Here is a 17,901-nt window from a genome sequence, read left to right on the forward strand (position 1 = left end):
GGTTTTTGTAAATGTCTTTCAGAAATCCATATCTTTGTGTTTGGTTAAAATAGAAATTATTATGCGAAAAATGATACTTATGCTGGCTTTGTTGGTCAGTATTTCCTTTGCCTTTTCTCAAGTAAAACGTTCAGAAAATCTAGTTGCTCTATCCGGCAAAAAATATTATGTCCATAAAGTTGAGCCAAAACAAACGATGTATGCTATTAGTAAGACGTATGCCGTTAGTATAAGTAAAATTCTAGAAGTAAATGATAAAGAAACGACAGACTTAAAAGAGGGGGAATTGCTCAAAATTCCTTATACAGAGCCTACTACAGTTATTCAAAGTTTGAAGTACAAACACTACATCGTAAAAAAAGGAGATACACTTTATTCGTTAGCCAAAAAGTTCGGAACTACAGAGGAGGAACTTATCAATCTAAATGCAGGGGTAGAAGTCGCTTTAGTAGAAGGTCGTCGATTAATTGTTCCTTTAATAGAAGAGCATCAGCCTCGCTATGATAATGATTACTATTATCATATAGTAAAGCCTAAAGAAACACTTTCGTCTATTGGCAGGCGTTATAATATCAGTCTGAGAAAATTGAAGCAGCTAAATGAAGATATCGATCCCCAAAAACTAAAGCCAGAGGATGAAGTGCGTATTCCTATCGGAAAAGCTCGTGCTGAAGTGATTAAAATTGGAATGGTAAATAAGAAGACTAAAGGACTAAAAGAGGTGCTTATTGTCAAAGATGGCTCAAAGTATAAAGGACCACTTACACAAATTCCAAAAGGCTGGGTACCACAAAAACCCGCAGATTCTGATTTGGATGATGAAGAGTATAACTCAATCTATGATGTGGAAGAGCCAACCGATTATGAAGCTGAATTTAAACGCAATTATGAAATGGTGGTTTTGCTACCGTTAAAGAATTCATTTTCAGGTATGACCAACTATTATAAGGGGATGCTTTTAGCAATTCAAGAAAATGAAAATGTTCCGGTTACTATAAATGTATATGACAGTGGTAGAAGTAAAACTAGGGTGAGGTCAAAACTGAAAGTACATAGAGATGCTGATTTTATTGTAGGGCCTTATAGCCAAGATGTATTTCCTGCTTCATTGTCTTTTGCGAATGATGAAACCACTGTTGTATCTCTACTGTCAAAAAATAATGCCGTTTATACAGATGAGAATGTATTACAATTCAACACAACTGAGAACAGTATAAATCATAGGATTGCAGCATATATAGTGAATGAACATATCACTGATAATGTTATTTGTTTTAATGGCAGATCGTTCCAGAGATATACTGATGCGAAAGGATCGTCTTCGGAGAAGATAAAAAGATTGGCAACATTAATCAACAGCATCCAAGACAAAGGAGTCGCTAATGAAACAAACTTTAAGACAAGTTTTGAGAAAGTTTTCGACAAATCAAAAAAGAATATTGTTATAGTACCAGAGTCAAATCATAAGGTTGTCAATTCAGTATTGAATGTCTTGAACGTATTTAGTATGCATGATGTCGAAGTAGTGGGATATTATAAATGGAAAGTACACCCAAATATAGATCCGGAAATGCTTTTCAATTTGAATTTTACGTATTTCACACCATTCCATTACCTATCTACAGAAAATCAAGATTTTACAACTACTTATAAGGAACGTTTCCTTTCTTTTCCTGATGATTTCAGTTATATGGGCTACATAACGATGAGCAAATTATTAAAAGGCATCAACTCTGGAGGAAAATATTTTTATAAAAAACCATTACAAAAAATTATGAAGCACAAAAATGGAGGCTATGAAAGTATAGATTTACATAAAGTCCAATTCAATAAGAATTTTAGTATCAAAGTGGACTAGACTTTTCTTTTTTATTTAAAATATAAGCGTAGGTTATTATGTTTTGTATCTTTGTATAAAGAGTCACTTTATAAAAACAAATACTTATGTTACTAAATACCATATTCCTAGGCATGTTTGGTCATTGGGAGATTCTTATCATTATTCTAGTGGTAGTTATCATTTTTGGAGGCAAAAAAATTCCTGAGCTTTTCAAAGGAGTGGGTGAAGGAATGAGAGAATTTAAAAAAGCAACTAAAGAAGAAGAGGAAGATTCTCATGAAAAGAAATAATATTTACGTAGTATTTACACTACTATTAGCAGTTCTATTTGCAACATCTTGTAAAAAAGATAAAGCATCTGATTTTAAAATGGAATCACAAGGTCCTGTAGGCGAGTTGATGGTGGTTATTGAAAAAAACTATTTGAACTCAAGCTTAGGAGATTCTATTAAAGAAATGTTAGATATTCCTTATCCTGGTATTCCTCCCATGTTTGGTGAAGGATATTTCAAGTTACAAACGATGCCTCCGAGTATGTTTAAAGGTTATGCAAAAAGACACCGAAGTGTGTTGGAAATCAATATTGTCGATGCAACAAAAAACATATTGATAAAAAAAGATGACCCATTTGCATTCAATCAAAATTATATGCTACTAGAGGCTCAAAATGAGGAAGAAGCCCTAAAATTATTGGCTGAACATAAGATGCAAATCTTAGATTATTTCGATAAAGGAGAAGTAAATCATTTTGCAAAACTTTATGGAGGGCAGAAATCTAAATTTTCGGCACAGTTGAGTGATGCATTTAATGCCTGGATAGCTGCCCCTGAATACAGTATAAAAAGGAATGAAGATGATTTTATCTGGGCTTCTAGAGAGACTAAGCGTACAACCCAAGCAATCATGGTTTATGAATTCCCTTATACCTCAGAGGAGCAACTCAATAAAGAAAATTTGATTGAGAAAAGAGATGAAGTGTTAAAAAAATATGTGAAAGGACCTAAAGAAGGTAGCTATGTGCGTACCGAAACTGAGGAGGCTGAGGTCGTTCATAAAGTAATTGATATTAATGGCTATTATGGTGTGGAGTTAAGAGGTTACTGGACACTTGAAAATGATTTTATGGGAGGACCGTTTCTTCTTTTTGCATTAGTTGATGAACCCAACACTCGGATCTTGATTTTGGACAGTTATGTTTTTGCTCCTGAAAGCAAGTTCAGCAAAGTAAAATTTATACGAGAAATAGAAGGGATTTTTAGAACACTTAGAATTACACCTAAGGAGTAAATAATCAACAAGCTATGAAAACAGTTTTAGTAACAGGAGGTATGGGCTATATCGGCTCACATACTTCGGTAGAACTTATTAACTCGAATTATAAAATTATTATAGTTGATAACTTATCTAACTCCAACAAAGAAGTACTCAAAGGAATCAGAGAGATTACCGGCAAAGAGCCTGCTTTTATAAAAGCCGATTGTACTAATGAGAACGAAATGAATAAGGTGTTTTCTGAACACAAAATAGATGCAATTATTCATTTTGCTGCATCTAAAGCTGTTGGTGAATCTGTAGAAAAGCCGTTGCTTTATTATAAAAATAACATAAACTCTCTAGTTGTAATTCTGGAGATGATGAGGAAACATCACGTAGAAAACATCGTATTTTCATCGTCTTGTACGGTTTATGGTCAGCCTGATAATTTACCAGTTACTGAAAATACTCCCCGAAAAGAAGCTGAATCACCTTATGGAAATACTAAAAGCATTTGTGAAGATATTCTAAATGATAGCTGTAAAGCTTATGATGCGATTAATACCATTGCGTTACGCTACTTCAATCCAATAGGAGCACATCCGTCTGCTTTGATTGGTGAATTGCCGATTGGTGTTCCTGCTAATTTAGTTCCTTACATTACACAAACAGCTATAGGTATTCGTAAAGAACTGAGTGTTTTTGGTAATGACTACAATACACCTGATGGTTCTTGTATCCGAGATTTTATACACGTAGTAGATTTAGCAAAATCGCATGTTGTAGCGGTACGTCGTTTGTTGAATAATAAGAATAAAAAATCTTTTAAAATATTTAATATTGGAACAGGTAAAGGAGCTTCGGTTTTGGAGTTGATAAATACTTTTGAAGAAGTAAATCATTTAAAATTATCGTATAAGATAGTAGGTCGTAGGGAAGGAGACATTGAACAGATTTATGCTGATGTTACCCTTGCTAATGAAGAATTAGGCTGGAAAGCAGAAAGTTCATTAGCGGAAACGCTACAGTCTGCTTGGAAGTGGGAGCAAAATTATCGTTCAAAAAACAAAAATTAGATGAAACAAATCATTTCTATTGCTATTTGTGTTTTGACAATGTGCAGTAGCGTTACGGCTCAATATATAGATGATGATAAGGATGTTTCCATAGAACCTCGAGAAGTGGTAAAACGCTTTGAGACAGAAACATGGAAAACAGCCTATGCAATTCCTCAGAGACAGCTACATCTTAGTTTGTTGGCTCCCATTCGCTATGGATTACTTCCCAAAGTAGAATTACAAACCTTTTTAGGACTTTGGGCATACAGAACTCCTAATATTTATGTTAAAAAGAATTGGTATGAAGCCCGATGGATATTTTCTTCAAAACATGGAGTTGTTTATCCAACAAAAGGACTGGAAGTTTTAAGAGATGACGATAGAGACCATACCATAAATAAAGGAGCTGTAATTCCTCGTATTTTTACATTTCAGAATGAAATCATAGCAAGTTATGTTCTCAATCCTACGTGTAATGTAGAAGAACATTACTGGATTGCAACAGGGCGTATCGGTTTGGATGTTTCATCAACAGAAGATTTGGACGAATCATTTAAAAGGATGACTTTTTTCTCCCTGTATCATAGGACAGCATCTTTTTATGGAGATAAAGTTTGGTATGCAGGTTTACAGCTTGATGGAGGATTGTTGAAGAATGTGTATTTCAATATAGGAGCAGACGGATATATCGGGAATGATTTCCATGGGATTGAAACACAATTGAACCTTGTGTATCATTATAATCAAAAATTATCATTTACTATAGGTGCGAAGTACATTATTACCAGCAATCCGATAGAAGATGAGTCTAATTATACACCAATGATTGATGTTTGTTATCGATTTGGGAAGAAATCAAGTTGGGAGAAGGGACTGTTTGGAAAGAAAAAATAATATGAGAACTATAATTACCTTGCTCTTCATTTGTTGTAGTTTGTCCCTGTGGGCTCAACAGCCAGCAGGACAATATGTTGTGATGGTTTCTTTAGATGGATTTCGTGCAGATTATCCTGAGAAATTTCAAGCGAAAAACCTGCTGAAAATTGCCAAGGAGGGCGTTCGAGTTCAACGCATGATACCTTCGAACCCGACTAAAACGTTTCCTAATCATTACAGTATAGTCACGGGTTTGTATCCAGACCATCATGGACTGATTGGAAATGCTTTTTACGCTCCAGATTTGGGTAAATCTTATCAAGTGAGAGATAGAAAAAGTGTGGAGAATGGAGACTTTTATGGTGGAGAACCTATTTGGAATACAGCACGTAAAGCAGGATTGCAAACTGCATCTTATTTTTGGGTAGGCTCTGAGGCTCAGATAAATAAGATGCAGCCTCAAAAGTGGAAAAAGTATAACGAAAAAGCGAATTTCGAAGTTCGTATAGATTCTGTGATATCTTGGCTTAAACTGCCACATAAAGAGCGACCTAGGTTAATTACTTTGTATTATCACGAGCCGGACAAGTCAGGACATCACTTTGGCCCGGACAGTCCGGAAGTTGCCGAGCAGGTAAAATATGTTGATGAGCAGATAGGTAATTTATATAAAAAGCTAATGCAACTTCCTATCGCTGATTCTATTAACTTAATCGTACTTTCTGATCATGGAATGAGAGCCATTTCTGAAGAAAAGCAAATTATTCTTGAAGATTATATTAAAGAAGAATGGGTGCAAGGAATTTACGGAAGTAATCCTGTTTACACAATCAATGCTGTTGAAGATAAGAAAGATAGTATTTATAAATCCTTGAGAGAAGTTCTGCATCTTAAAGTATATAAGCGGGGAAAAGCAAGTTGTCGATGGAAAGTGGGTAAGCATATCAGAACAGGAGATTTTTTTATTGTTGGAGAGCCGGGATGGAGTGTTTTTCCTAGTCATAAAGAGAATCGGAAGTTTGGTGGTACACATGGCTACTTAAATAACGACAAACAAATGCATGCTTTATTTGTTGCGAAAGGACCAGCTTTTAAAAACGGTTATACGAAGAGAACAATTAGAAATATTGATGTTTATAATCTGGTTGCTAAAATCCTTGAGATACAACCTGCTCTAAATGACGGAAAATATAGGAGAGTACGGAAAATGCTTAAAAAGAATGCTAGATAAGAATTTCTGTAAGCTTTTGATTTAATTATTCTCTAAATAATGTAAAAAAATGCAATTAAGAATAATCATGTACAGAATTTTTACTTTACCTTTGGGGCAATCATAAACAAAATCAAACATAAACATAAACATATGAATCAAAATACATTAACAGCGAATTCTTTAGAACAATACTTAGGCAAACCTTCTTCAGAATTCAAAAGAGACGACATCATTAAATTTATGGAAGACAATGGTATTGGTCTTTTGAATTTTCGTTATGTAGGAGAAGACGGTAAACTGAAAACCTTAAATTTTGCTCCAACGAATAAACAGCATCTGGAAGATATTCTTACTTTTGGGGAGCGTGTAGATGGATCTAGTTTATTCTCTTATATAGACCACGCATCTAGTGATTTATATGTGATACCAAAATACCGTACTGCATTTGTGAATCCATTTTCAGAGTTGCCAACCTTGGATATTTTATGTTCATTTTTCACACCTGATGGCAAACCTTTAGAAAGCTCTCCGGAATATGTTTTACAAAAAACGTATGAATATTTTAAGAAAGAAACAGGCTATGTATTTAAGACATTGGGCGAGTTAGAATATTATATAAAAGGTTCTGTAGAGGATTTATACCCTGATAATGATCAAAAAGGCTATCATAGCTCTTCTCCATTTACTAAATACGAATACATCCGACAAGAAGCGATGGATTTGTTGGTGTTATGTGGAGGTAAGGTCAAATATGGACATTCTGAAGTGGGAACTTTTACTACTGATGATTATTTGTATGAACAACATGAAATTGAATTCTTAGCAGAAGAACCAGAACAAGCTATTGAGCATTTGATTCTGACAAAATGGATTTTAAGAAAAATCTGTGATAGAGAAGGTTTAATGATCAGTTGGGCACCTAAAATTACAGAAGGAAAGGCAGGCAGTGGATTGCATTTTCATATGCAATTAGAAGATGAGGGTAAAAATATCATGCTTAAAGATGGTGAATTATCAACCGAAGCCAAGAAAATGATAGCAGGTATTTTAGATGCGGCAGGAGCATTAACAGCATTTGGAAATACTGTACCAACAGCCTATTTACGCCTTGTTCCGGGACAGGAGGCACCAACCTATGTTTGCTGGGGGTATAGAAATAGATCTGCATTAGTGCGCGTGCCACTGGGCTGGAGTGCAAATGTTGATATGGCAAAAATTGCTAATCCGAATGAAACAGCTGATGCTCCACAAGGCGTGGTTCGTCAAACAGTTGAATTTCGTGTGCCTGACGGATCAGCTGATGTTTATTTATTAATGGCTGGACTTATTACAGCAACACTGCATGGTTTGAAAATGGATAATGCCTTAGAACTAGCTGATCAAACTTTTGCATCTATGAATATTTTCAGTGAAGATTTTAAAGAGAATTTAAAGAAATTAGAAGAATTACCCGGTAATTGCTATGAATCCGGCGAGGTATTGTTAGCAAAACGTAATATTTTCGAACAATTTGGATTTTTCCCAGCAGGATTGATAGAAAGTACCGCTCAAAAATTAAAAGCTTATAACGATCAGCAATTAAGTGAGCGCTTACAAGGAGATGAAGAAGGAATTAAGATTATCGTAGAGAAATTTATGCATTGCATGTAATTTATCTCATTAGAATATACGATTATAGAAGGTTGCAAAATAAAACTTTTGCGACCTTTTTCCATTTCTTTCCTAAATTTATTTTAGTTAAAGTATAGATTTTTTTTGTACTTTTGGCAAGTTTTAAGAATACAAATAAGAAGAACCTAATGGCTACATTACAGAAAATTAGAAACAGAGGAACATTATTGATGCTTATTGTCGGCATAGCTTTATTTGCTTTTATAGTTGGAGATGCTATCCAAAATAGTTCAAGCTATTTTGCACAATCAGCAAATATGGTGGGAGAAATAGACGGAGAACCTATATCATATGAAGATTATAGAAAACAGGTAGGAATTAATATTCAGGAAGCTGAGAGTCAGAGAGGCGGATTGTCTTCAAGTGATAGAAATGCATTAGAGCTTCAGACGTGGAACCAAATGGTAGAGCGTAAGATTGTTGGGAAAGAGATGGAGGAATTAGGTGTTAAAGTTACTCCAGATGAACTTTCTCATATTTTCACAAATAAAACTGACAATACGATACAGCAAGCTTTTGGCTCCGCCTCAGCTAGTGAGATTGCGGCTTTAGTAGCAGAGACAGAGGCATCCAATGACCCTGCCAGTAAGGCGCAGTTAGATCGTTTTAAAGAATATATCAAAGAAAAACGGGCCAATGAAAAATACTTTACTTTATTATCTCAAGGCTTGAAAGCGACTAAAAATCTTATTAGCGAATCAAATGTAGAGGGTAAAGTGAGTTTTAAGTACATTATGCGTAGCTACACAACCATTGCTGATAGTACCGTTAATGTAAGTGATTCAGAAATTAAAGATTACTATAACACGCATAAGGAACTCTTTAAGCAAGTACCCTCACGAGAGATTGCTTACGTAAAAATAGATGTAGAACCTTCTGATGAAGATAAAGCATATGCTACGAAGGTCATCGAGGATATGAAAGATAAATTTGCCAATGCAAAACAACCCTTACGCTTTGCATCTGTAAATTCTGAAATTCAACCCAACGGGCGCTATTTAAAAGAAGATGAAATTCAGGATGCTGAGTTGGCCGCATTTGCTTTCTCAGGAAATGAAGGTGTTTATGGGCCTTATGGTGATGGGTTGACTTTACAATTAACTCGAGTAGCAGATACCAAAATGTTGCCTGATTCTGTAAGAGCAAGTCACATTTTAGTAGCTCCAGCAGAAAATACCCAGCAAACAGTTGACAGCTTGATGAATCTTTTAGAAAAAGGTGCTGATTTTGAGACTCTTGCTAAAGCTAATTCTATTGACAAGAATTCTGCTGTAAATGGCGGTGACTTAGGTTGGTTCAAAAAAGGAATGATGGTTCCAACATTTGAACAAGCTGCTTTTGAAACTGAGGCTGGAAAGTTAACAACTGTAAATACACAATTCGGCACACATATTATAAAAGTAGCAAAAAGAAGTGCTTTGAATAAGAATGTGCAACTAGCTACCATCACCAAAGAAACTTCTGCAAGCAATAAAACCTTCCAGTTGGCATTAACAGAAGCACGCCACATAGCTGAGAGTGCAAATTCTATAGATGAATTAAGAGCTGTAGCTAAAGAAAAGAATATTATTGTAAACGAATCGACTTTTACCGCTGCTTCAATGGGACTGCCTGATGTGGACAATTCAAAAGAACTAGTAAGAGCAGCTTTCAAAGCTGAGGATGAAGATAAGTTAATAGTGAATAACAATAATTCTACCGTTTTTGAAATGGAAGATAGCTATATTATAGCAGGACTTAAGAAGATACGTGAAGGAGAATATGCATCAATAGATGATGAGAAAGTTGCTGATTATATTAAAAATCAATTACGAAAAGATAAAAAAGCTCAGGTTTTAAAAGAAGAGTTAGCAAACTCAATAGCCTCTGCAAATACTTTAGATGCACTAGCAACTAAGGAAGGACTCGAAATACAAGAAGCTACCAATGCTACCTTTAATAACAGTTTCGTTTCAGGTTTAGGACAAGAGCCCGCTGTAGTAGCCAGTGCAATATTTACTGACAATTCAACGAATCTTTCACAACCGATAAAAGGTAATCAAGGTGTATTCGTGCTTTCAGATGTTACTGTTGATAAAACAGCGTCATCTAATTCAGAGCAAGCAACATTACTATATAATAATATGTTGAGGCAAAGAGTACAAATGGCTTATCAAGCATTGTATGAAAATGCAGAGATCACGGATCAACGTTATAAATTTTAAAGAATTAGGCATTTAGGTAAATAGTTATTACCTTTGTCGTTCAATTAATAAATAATTAGTTAACAAATTTAAAATTAGAATTTTATGTATTTATCAGCTGAAAAAAAACAAGAACTTTTTCAGCAGTACGGGAAGTCTAATAAAGATACAGGTTCTGCTGAAGGGCAAATCGCTTTATTTTCCTACCGTATTGCTCACTTAACAGAACACTTAAAGAAAAACAGAAAAGATTACAGTACGCAGAAGGCCCTACAATCATTAGTAGGTAAGCGTAGAAATCTTTTAGATTATTTGAAGAAAAAAGATATCGAAAGATACCGTGCTATTATTAAGGCGCTGGAATTACGTCGATAATCAAGAATAAGAATTACAGAGCCATAATGTATATTATGGCTTTGTTGCTTTATATAGGGCTTGGGCACAGCATTGTAGGTCCGTTACACGCTTAAAATAAAATATATATGTTAAATGTCGTAAACAAAACAATCGACTTAGGTGATGGGAGGTCCATCACATTGGAAACCGGGAAATTAGCTAAACAAGCTGATGGTTCCGTAATGTTAAAAATGGGTGACACAATGTTGTTGGCAACCATTGTTTCCGCAAAAGAAGCTAGACCAGATGTGGATTTCATGCCATTATCTGTTGACTACAAAGAAAAATTTGCTGCCTTAGGACGTTTCCCGGGGGGATTTTTGAAAAGAGAAGGACGACCTTCTGATTATGAAATCTTGATTGCTCGCTTAATTGATAGAGCCTTAAGACCTTTGTTTCCAGAAGATTACCATGCAGAAACTTTCGTTAATGTAACATTGTTTTCAGCTGATGAGGATACACAGCCTGATGCTTTGGCTGGTTTGGCCGCATCTGCAGCCATTGCTGTGTCTGATGTGCCGTTTGCAGCTCCAATGTCAGAGGTTCGCGTGGCACGAATTGACGGTAAATTGGTATTAAATCCTCCATTTTCTGCGATGGAAAAAGCAGATATGGATATTATCGTAGCCGCAACGGAAGACAATATCATGATGGTAGAGGGAGAAATGCAAGAAGTTTCTGAACAAGAAATGCTAGAAGCTATCAAATTTGCTCACGAAGCGATAAAAAAACAGTGCCGTGCTCAGATAGAATTAGCGGAGGCTGTTGGTAAAACTCAAAAAAGAGAATATAACCACGAAAATAATGATGAAGAGTTAAAGGCTAAAGTACAAGCTGAGACTTATGATAAAGCCTATGAAGTAGCACGTCAAGCGAACGCCGATAAGCATTTGCGTAGCGAATTATTTCACCAAGTAGAAGAAGACTTTAAAGCACAATTTGAAGAAGAGGACGAGCAACGAGATGCTTTGATTAAAAAATACTTTCATGATGTGATGAAAGATGCTGTTCGTAATATGATGCTTGCAGAAGAGATACGTTTAGATGGTCGTAAGATGGATGAGATTCGTCCGATATGGTCAGAAGTTGATTATCTTCCTGGGACACATGGATCAGCAATCTTTACACGAGGCGAGACGCAATCATTGACAACAGTTACTTTAGGTACAAGTATGGACGAGAAACGTCGTGATGATGTATTGATTCAAGATAATGAAAAATTTGTATTGCATTATAACTTCCCTGCATTTTCTACCGGTGATGCTCGTCCAAATAGAGGAGTTAGTCGTAGAGAAGTTGGGCATGGTAATCTTGCCTTCCGTGCATTGAAAACAATGATTCCAGAGGAAATTCCTTATGCAGTTCGGGTTGTTTCTGAAATTTTAGAATCCAATGGTTCTTCTTCAATGGCAACAGTATGTGCTGGGACATTGGCATTAATGGATGCTGGGGTACAGATGAAAAAACCTGTTTCCGGTATTGCTATGGGATTGGTTACTGATTCAAAATCTGGAAAGTATGTTGTTCTTTCAGACATTCTAGGTGATGAAGACCACTTAGGAGATATGGACTTTAAAGTAACGGGTACTCGTGATGGTATCACTGCTACGCAGATGGATATCAAAGTAGATGGTTTGTCTTATGAAGTGCTAGAGAAAGCATTATTACAAGCAAAAGAAGGTCGTCTGCACATTTTAGATAAATTGGCTGAAACTTTGGCTGAACCTCGTGATGATTACAAACCAAATGCGCCACGTATTGTAGCTATAGAAATCCCTAAAGATGCTATCGGTGCAGTAATCGGTCCGGGAGGGAAAGTAGTTCAAGAAATACAAGCAGAAACAGGTGCCGTTGTGGTTATTCGTGAAGAAGATGACCATGGTGTGGTAGAAATAGCTGCTACAGACAAAGCTACCATTGAGGCTGCTACAAAACGTGTCCGTGATGCTGCAGGTATCTTAGAGGTTGGTAAAGTTTACAATGGGAAAGTACGTTCTATTATGAAGTACGGAGCATTTGTAGAAATCATGCCACGTAAAGATGGTTTGTTGCACATTTCTGAGATTGCTCATGAGAGAGTGACGAATGTAGAAGATTATCTGAAAGAAGGACAAATGATTGATGTGAAATTAATCGGAATTGAGGAAAATACTGGAAAATTGAAGCTCTCTAGAAAGGTGCTTTTAGACAAACCAGATAATAAGAATAAAGAGAAAAGCGAAGAAAAATAAAGTTAAGTTTTTCACTTACAGAAAAATTACCTACTTTTGCACACGCTTTAGGAAAGAAAAATCGTAAAATTAAGATAAGATGAAAAGAACATTTCAACCATCGAATAGAAAGAGAAAAAATAAGCATGGCTTTAGAGCTAGAATGGAATCTGTAGGAGGACGCTCTGTTTTAGCTGCTAGACGTGCGAAAGGACGTAAGAAATTAACTGTATCTGACGAGCCAAGACATAAGAAATAGTTAGTTATAGCTTAATTTATTCAACAATCCATAAAGGGACATCAGTTCAATGCTGCTGTCCTTTTTTGTTCCTATAATTTTTGTAACTTTGGGTGTAAACTGTAAAACATGAACTAATGACACAACTAAAAGAAGGCTACAAAGCACCTTATTTTGAAGGGAAAAATCAAGATGATAAGCTAATAAAATTATCGGATTACGAAGGCAAGAAGTTGATATTGTATTTCTACCCAAAAGATAATACTGCTGGTTGCACTGCTGAAGCATGTAATCTAAATGATAACTATGCTGAACTTACTTCAAAAGGATTTGAAGTCTTAGGTGTGAGTCCAGATTCTATTGAGTCTCACCTGAAATTTATTGCAAAGCATAATCTATCTTTTAATCTGATTGCTGATACTGATAAAGAAATATTGGAGAAATATGGCGTTTGGGGTGAAAAAAATATGTACGGTAGAAAATATATGGGAGTGAAGCGTACGACTTTTATCATTGATGAAGATGGGACAATCATCAAAATATTTAAGAGAGTAAAAACGAAAGAGCATACACAGCAGATATTAGAAGCTCTTGAAAAGTAAAATCTTATTTTTCTATAACAATAGCAGTGTTATCTTTTAGAGAACACTGCTTTTTTTGCTTCTGATAAATGAGCTGGAATTGTTTTATTAAAATTGGAATCCCAGAGTGAATACAAAATGGGATAAAGTTTTGTTATGACCACTTTCTTTCAAAAAGCTACCGGGAAATATAAGGTTTGACTCCAATTCCATATTTAGATAGTTATTGAATTGATAGCTAAAAGACGCACCAACTTGATTTGCAATAAACTTCTCGCTATTATCAGATGGGAAACTTAAGATTAAAGGAGGATCATAGACTCCGTCTTTAGTAGAATAACGCCAAAAAGCAACATAGTCCATATTTACAGTTACTCTACCAATTTTACTTGATATTGAAGGATGGATAGCGATTAGATTCGAAGGACCGAAGTAAGCAACTTTACCAAAATAAACTCCTCTGGGATACAGCCCATCAAATGTATTTAATGAGTTATCATCAGCTCTGTCATCTCCACTGATAACGTCTGCTTTTACCCCAAAAGTGAATGGATGAAGCGTTTTAAATTCTTTTTCTAAATTTAATGATATCGCGAAAGCATTGATAGTAGCTTCTCCGAATTTTCCTGTTTGGTAAATAAACTCATTGTTATAATCTATTCCATGCCATTGCCCAAACATTCTCAACCCAAAAGAAGCTCTTTTATCATTTGCTGTATCAGAATCCCATTCTTTATTAAGCTCATTTTTGTATAAAATATAGATATCAGTAGTATTGTTTTTATTCCATAACTGTGTCCAGTAAAGCGCTAAGAGTGTTTCATCTGTATTTAAAGCATCGTTGTCGAAAACACCCTGCTTTTGTTGCACCGGGATAGCGTAAAAACCCGTAACAGTAGTATTCTCACTATGGTATTGCCACTCTGCCATATCAAACGACAAACGCACATTAGGACCTTCACGAACATCTACTAACCGAGCACTGCCCAATCTCATGTTTTGCCTGCCCAAAAGTATGTGCCAATCTTTATTAAAATCATATTTGATAAATAATTGATTAACATATAACTCATCTTCATCAACAGGAGAAATATGTTGCTTATTTGAAGTAAGGCTTGAATTAAGTTCTGCAAATAATTGAAATTTTGAATGAAACTTCAAATCGGCATGTAACATACCTCTATGCAATAGCCAGCTTTGTGTAGGAGCTATATCTTTTACGAAATTCTCATTTATGAAATGTTCTGACTGGAAACGGTAACTACCTCCAAAACTTAATTTAGTATTATTCCCTAATGGAATGGATTTCATTCTATGATAAAAATTTTCCTTAGAGATAATATGTATGCTATCGTTTTGGCGTAAGAGTTCGAAAGATAATGTATTCCTTTCTTTTTGAGCGTAAAGAAAATAGGCGCTAAGAAGTAGTCCAAAAAGAGAGATAAGCTTTTTCATGTTTACAATATTGAGATATGATTAAAAATAAAATAAAAATCTGATTCTAAACAAGATTAGATGTTATTTTTTTGCAATATGAAAATGGGATAGGTTTGTAATCCCTATCCCATTCAAATTAGTATTCTATTAAAACAATCTTTAAAAACTATTATTTAGTTTGATAGCCTCCGTAATACTTAACTGGAGACCAATCAGGAATAATCGCTGGAAGTGATGGATTCATATTGGAATATTCTTCCGCACCATAAACTACTTTGCCATCTACTACAGTTAAGACTGATTGTAAATCTTTAATTTGTTCTTCTGGAACTGAGAAGTAATCATCAGAAAGAATTGCAAAATCAGCATACATTCCATCTTCTAAAGTTCCTTTTACATCTTCTTCTTTAGACATCCATGCACTGCCGTGAGTATAAAGTGAAAGCGCCTCTTCGCGTGTTAGTTTATTATCTTCAGCAGCTAATTGCAAACCGCCAACTGTTTTTCCTGTTACCAACCAATACAATGCTGGCCAAGGATTGTAACTTGCTACACGAGTACCATCGGTACCAGCACCAACAGGGATACCCATATCTATCATTTTCTTGATTGGAGGTGCATGTTGCGCTTTCGTTTCTCCATATCGTTCTACGAAAAATTCTCCGGCAAATACCATTCTAGATTGTACTGCTATACCACCATTAAGGGCTTTTATACGTGACAATTCACTATCTTTAATAGTTTCTGCATGGTCTATTAACCAACGATTGGCAACAAGTTCGCCATTGGTTTCTTCATTTACTTCTTCAATAACGTCTAGGATATCTGCAATAGTTTCTCCATAGGTTGCATGAATTCTAAATGGCCATCCTTTTTCAGCATGTAATCTCAATATTTTAGTCAAATCTTCTCTCCAAGTTGGTCTATCTTCCAAAAATGGTTGAGGAGCTAAAAAGTTTTCAAAATCACCGACACTCCAAGCTAAAAATTCACCACCACCTTCTAACTCATAACCATGATCTAAGTGTAAAGCTTCATTTTTACCTACAGTGTTATTTGCCATCCATTCTTGAAATTCTTCATATTCAGCTCCTTAGTTTTGAGGAAATAAATAATAAGAGATTCTCATTGACATATCGCCATCTTCAGCTAAAGCTTTAGTTCCTACATAATCTTTTGGAAATTTATGACCACCACCACCTGCATCAACTCCGCTTGTTAGTCCAAACTTGTTCAACTCTTTGTAGAAATGTTTTGTACTATTCACCATTTCATCTTGGCTCAATGGAGGTAGCCCGCCAATTCTAGGATATAAAATGCCCGGATTTGGTTCTGCTAAAAGTACACCAGTTAATTTACCGTCTGGGCCTTTTTCAAATCTGCTTCCTTCTGGAGCTTTAGTGTTTTCATCAATGTTCATCGCTTCTAAACCGGCTTTGTTTAACCAGCCTCTACTGTAAAGGGATAATACGAATGTAGGTACATCTCCTGTGGCTTCGTTAATTTCTTCTACTGTTGGGAAACGATTTTCCTCAAACTGATATGGACTCCAGCCACCAATTACACGTACCCATTGTCCTTTAGGAGTACGTGCTGCTTGTTCTTTTAGCATTTCAAGAGCACGTTTCAATGATTTTACACCATCCCAGCGTAATTCAGCATTGAAAAAACGCCCGCCTCTAGTAAGGTGTAAGTGTGAATCATTAAGACCAGGAATAAGGGTTCTCCCATTGGCATCAATTGTTTCTGTATTATCACCTTTAAGTTTTAGTACTTCTTCAGATGTACCTGTTGATGAAACCTTACCGTCTTTTACAGCAATAGCCTCAGCAATAGTGCGGGCATTATCCATCACAACGACTTTGGCATTAGTTACAATTAAATCTGCAGAATCAGAACTTTCACTAGAATTGTTTTCTTTACAAGAAACAATTAGTAATGTCGTGATAATTAAATATAATAATTTCTTCATATTTTTTTAATTTGAATTACAAAAGCTCCTGTCCTTTATGTAAAGGACAAGAGCCTCAAAATTTGAATATTATTAATGTTTTAGCATTTCTCTTGAGTATGGTACGCCAATACCATAAGCACCACCAAATCTCATGATTAATAGGTTTACTGGCTCATAAGTTTCAGCTCTAGCCCAGTCACGTTGTAACTCTAATAAATATTGTAGAGATGTAATCGGTTTTGCTCCTGCTTGTACCATTCTCTGTACAGCCATATCATGCGCCTCTTTTGATACGTCACCTGATGCATCTGTTATCACATATACATCATATCCATCATTCAAAGCTGACATAACAGGACCTACTATACATACACTTGTCCATAAGCCTGCCATTACAAGTTTTTTCTTATTAAGACCAGTAATTGCTTTATGCGCATTTACATCTTCCCATGTATTCATCGTAGTTCTATCAATATACTTGCTATGGTCTGGGTAGAACTCCTGAATTTCAGGGAATACTGGACCACTGAAGCTTTTCTCAGCAATAGTTGTTACCACGGTAGGGATTTTAAAAATCTTAGTTGCACCAGCAACTATTCCCACGTTGTTGCGTAAAACTACTGGATCGATGACATTAACGGCAAATGCCATTTGTCCTTCATGATCAATCATCACTAGTGCATGATTGTCTGGTGATAATAGTTCCGGACTTGGTTTTTTGTGCGAACACACCAGTTAGTGTTGCAACAACTAATAAAAGTGTTAATTTAATTGTTTTCATTGCTCTCATGTTTAAAAGGTTTAACTCTAAATTTGTTATGAATTAATTTCATTACTGACTAAATTCTGATACAGAATTAGAGATAATGTTTGCTAATTTTCAAAAAAATGATTAAGCAAATATCTATATCGATATAGAAAAAAACTAAATTTTTTTGGGTGATTTTAGGTGTTACGCATCGTCTGGCTAAAGACTGCCAAAAAGAGCTA

Annotated in this window: 14 protein-coding genes and 1 pseudogene; 12 read left to right on the top strand and 3 right to left on the bottom strand. The window is 35.5% G+C overall.

Annotation, left to right across the window (positions count from 1 at the left end):
- The first annotated feature begins 61 nt into the window (after positions 1 to 61).
- The 12 genes from C7377_RS05560 to bcp all read left to right on the top strand — a co-directional run bounded on the left by C7377_RS05560 (position 62) and on the right by bcp (position 13,541).
- Positions 62 to 1,858, top strand: a complete 1,797-nt coding sequence (locus C7377_RS05560) for a LysM peptidoglycan-binding domain-containing protein (RefSeq protein WP_116496358.1) — start codon at positions 62 to 64, stop codon at positions 1,856 to 1,858.
- An 86-nt stretch (positions 1,859 to 1,944) separates the two neighbouring features.
- Positions 1,945 to 2,130 (top strand): twin-arginine translocase TatA/TatE family subunit, encoded by a 186-nt coding sequence (gene tatA / locus C7377_RS05565; RefSeq protein WP_116496359.1) that lies wholly within the window; start codon positions 1,945 to 1,947, stop codon positions 2,128 to 2,130.
- Positions 2,117 to 3,127 carry a DUF4837 family protein gene (locus C7377_RS05570; RefSeq protein WP_116496360.1) on the top strand — a complete coding sequence of 337 codons (1,011 nt, stop codon included), beginning with the start codon at positions 2,117 to 2,119 and terminating at the stop codon, positions 3,125 to 3,127. Before tatA ends, C7377_RS05570 begins: the two co-directional genes overlap by 14 nt.
- A gap of 14 nt (positions 3,128 to 3,141) precedes the next feature.
- Positions 3,142 to 4,170 (top strand): UDP-glucose 4-epimerase GalE, encoded by a 1,029-nt coding sequence (gene galE, locus C7377_RS05575; RefSeq protein ID WP_116496361.1) that lies wholly within the window; start codon positions 3,142 to 3,144, stop codon positions 4,168 to 4,170.
- Positions 4,171 to 5,046 carry a hypothetical protein gene (locus C7377_RS05580; protein ID WP_116496362.1) on the top strand — a complete coding sequence of 292 codons (876 nt, stop codon included), beginning with the start codon at positions 4,171 to 4,173 and terminating at the stop codon, positions 5,044 to 5,046.
- A 1-nt stretch (position 5,047) separates the two neighbouring features.
- Positions 5,048 to 6,259, top strand: a complete 1,212-nt coding sequence (locus C7377_RS05585; protein ID WP_165806859.1) for an alkaline phosphatase family protein — start codon at positions 5,048 to 5,050, stop codon at positions 6,257 to 6,259.
- A gap of 132 nt (positions 6,260 to 6,391) precedes the next feature.
- The gene (locus tag C7377_RS05590) at positions 6,392 to 7,891 is read left to right on the top strand and encodes a glutamine synthetase family protein (RefSeq protein WP_116496364.1); all 1,500 of its coding nucleotides are present in this window, start codon (positions 6,392 to 6,394) and stop codon (positions 7,889 to 7,891) included.
- A 149-nt stretch (positions 7,892 to 8,040) separates the two neighbouring features.
- A complete protein-coding gene (locus C7377_RS05595; protein ID WP_116496365.1) occupies positions 8,041 to 10,116 on the top strand; it encodes a peptidylprolyl isomerase in 2,076 nt (691 codons plus the stop codon).
- Between the two features lie 84 nt (positions 10,117 to 10,200).
- Positions 10,201 to 10,470 (top strand): 30S ribosomal protein S15, encoded by a 270-nt coding sequence (gene rpsO / locus C7377_RS05600; protein ID WP_116496366.1) that lies wholly within the window; start codon positions 10,201 to 10,203, stop codon positions 10,468 to 10,470.
- A 107-nt stretch (positions 10,471 to 10,577) separates the two neighbouring features.
- Positions 10,578 to 12,722, top strand: coding sequence for a polyribonucleotide nucleotidyltransferase (pnp, locus tag C7377_RS05605; RefSeq protein WP_116496367.1), 2,145 nt, complete (start codon positions 10,578 to 10,580; stop codon positions 12,720 to 12,722).
- Between the two features lie 79 nt (positions 12,723 to 12,801).
- Positions 12,802 to 12,960, top strand: coding sequence for a 50S ribosomal protein L34 (gene rpmH, locus C7377_RS05610; RefSeq protein ID WP_116496368.1), 159 nt, complete (start codon positions 12,802 to 12,804; stop codon positions 12,958 to 12,960).
- A 116-nt stretch (positions 12,961 to 13,076) separates the two neighbouring features.
- Positions 13,077 to 13,541, top strand: coding sequence for a thioredoxin-dependent thiol peroxidase (gene bcp / locus C7377_RS05615; RefSeq protein ID WP_116496369.1), 465 nt, complete (start codon positions 13,077 to 13,079; stop codon positions 13,539 to 13,541).
- A gap of 87 nt (positions 13,542 to 13,628) precedes the next feature.
- On the opposite strand, the gene C7377_RS05620 is transcribed toward bcp, so the two are convergent.
- The 3 genes and pseudogenes from C7377_RS05620 to C7377_RS05630 all read right to left on the bottom strand — a co-directional run bounded on the left by C7377_RS05620 (position 13,629) and on the right by C7377_RS05630 (position 17,643).
- On the bottom strand, positions 13,629 to 14,975 hold the full coding sequence (locus tag C7377_RS05620) for an alginate export family protein (protein WP_116496370.1): 1,347 nt from the start codon (positions 14,973 to 14,975) through the stop codon (positions 13,629 to 13,631).
- A 151-nt stretch (positions 14,976 to 15,126) separates the two neighbouring features.
- Positions 15,127 to 16,929, bottom strand: a pseudogene (locus C7377_RS09685) (amidohydrolase).
- A gap of 72 nt (positions 16,930 to 17,001) precedes the next feature.
- Positions 17,002 to 17,643: a hydrolase gene (locus C7377_RS05630; RefSeq protein WP_207778434.1), complete on the bottom strand. Its 642-nt coding sequence runs from the start codon at positions 17,641 to 17,643 to the stop codon at positions 17,002 to 17,004.
- Positions 17,644 to 17,901 lie beyond the last annotated feature (258 nt).

Source organism: Balneicella halophila (assembly GCF_003096835.1).
In the GTDB taxonomy this organism is placed as follows: Bacteria; Bacteroidota; Bacteroidia; order Bacteroidales; family Balneicellaceae; genus Balneicella; species Balneicella halophila.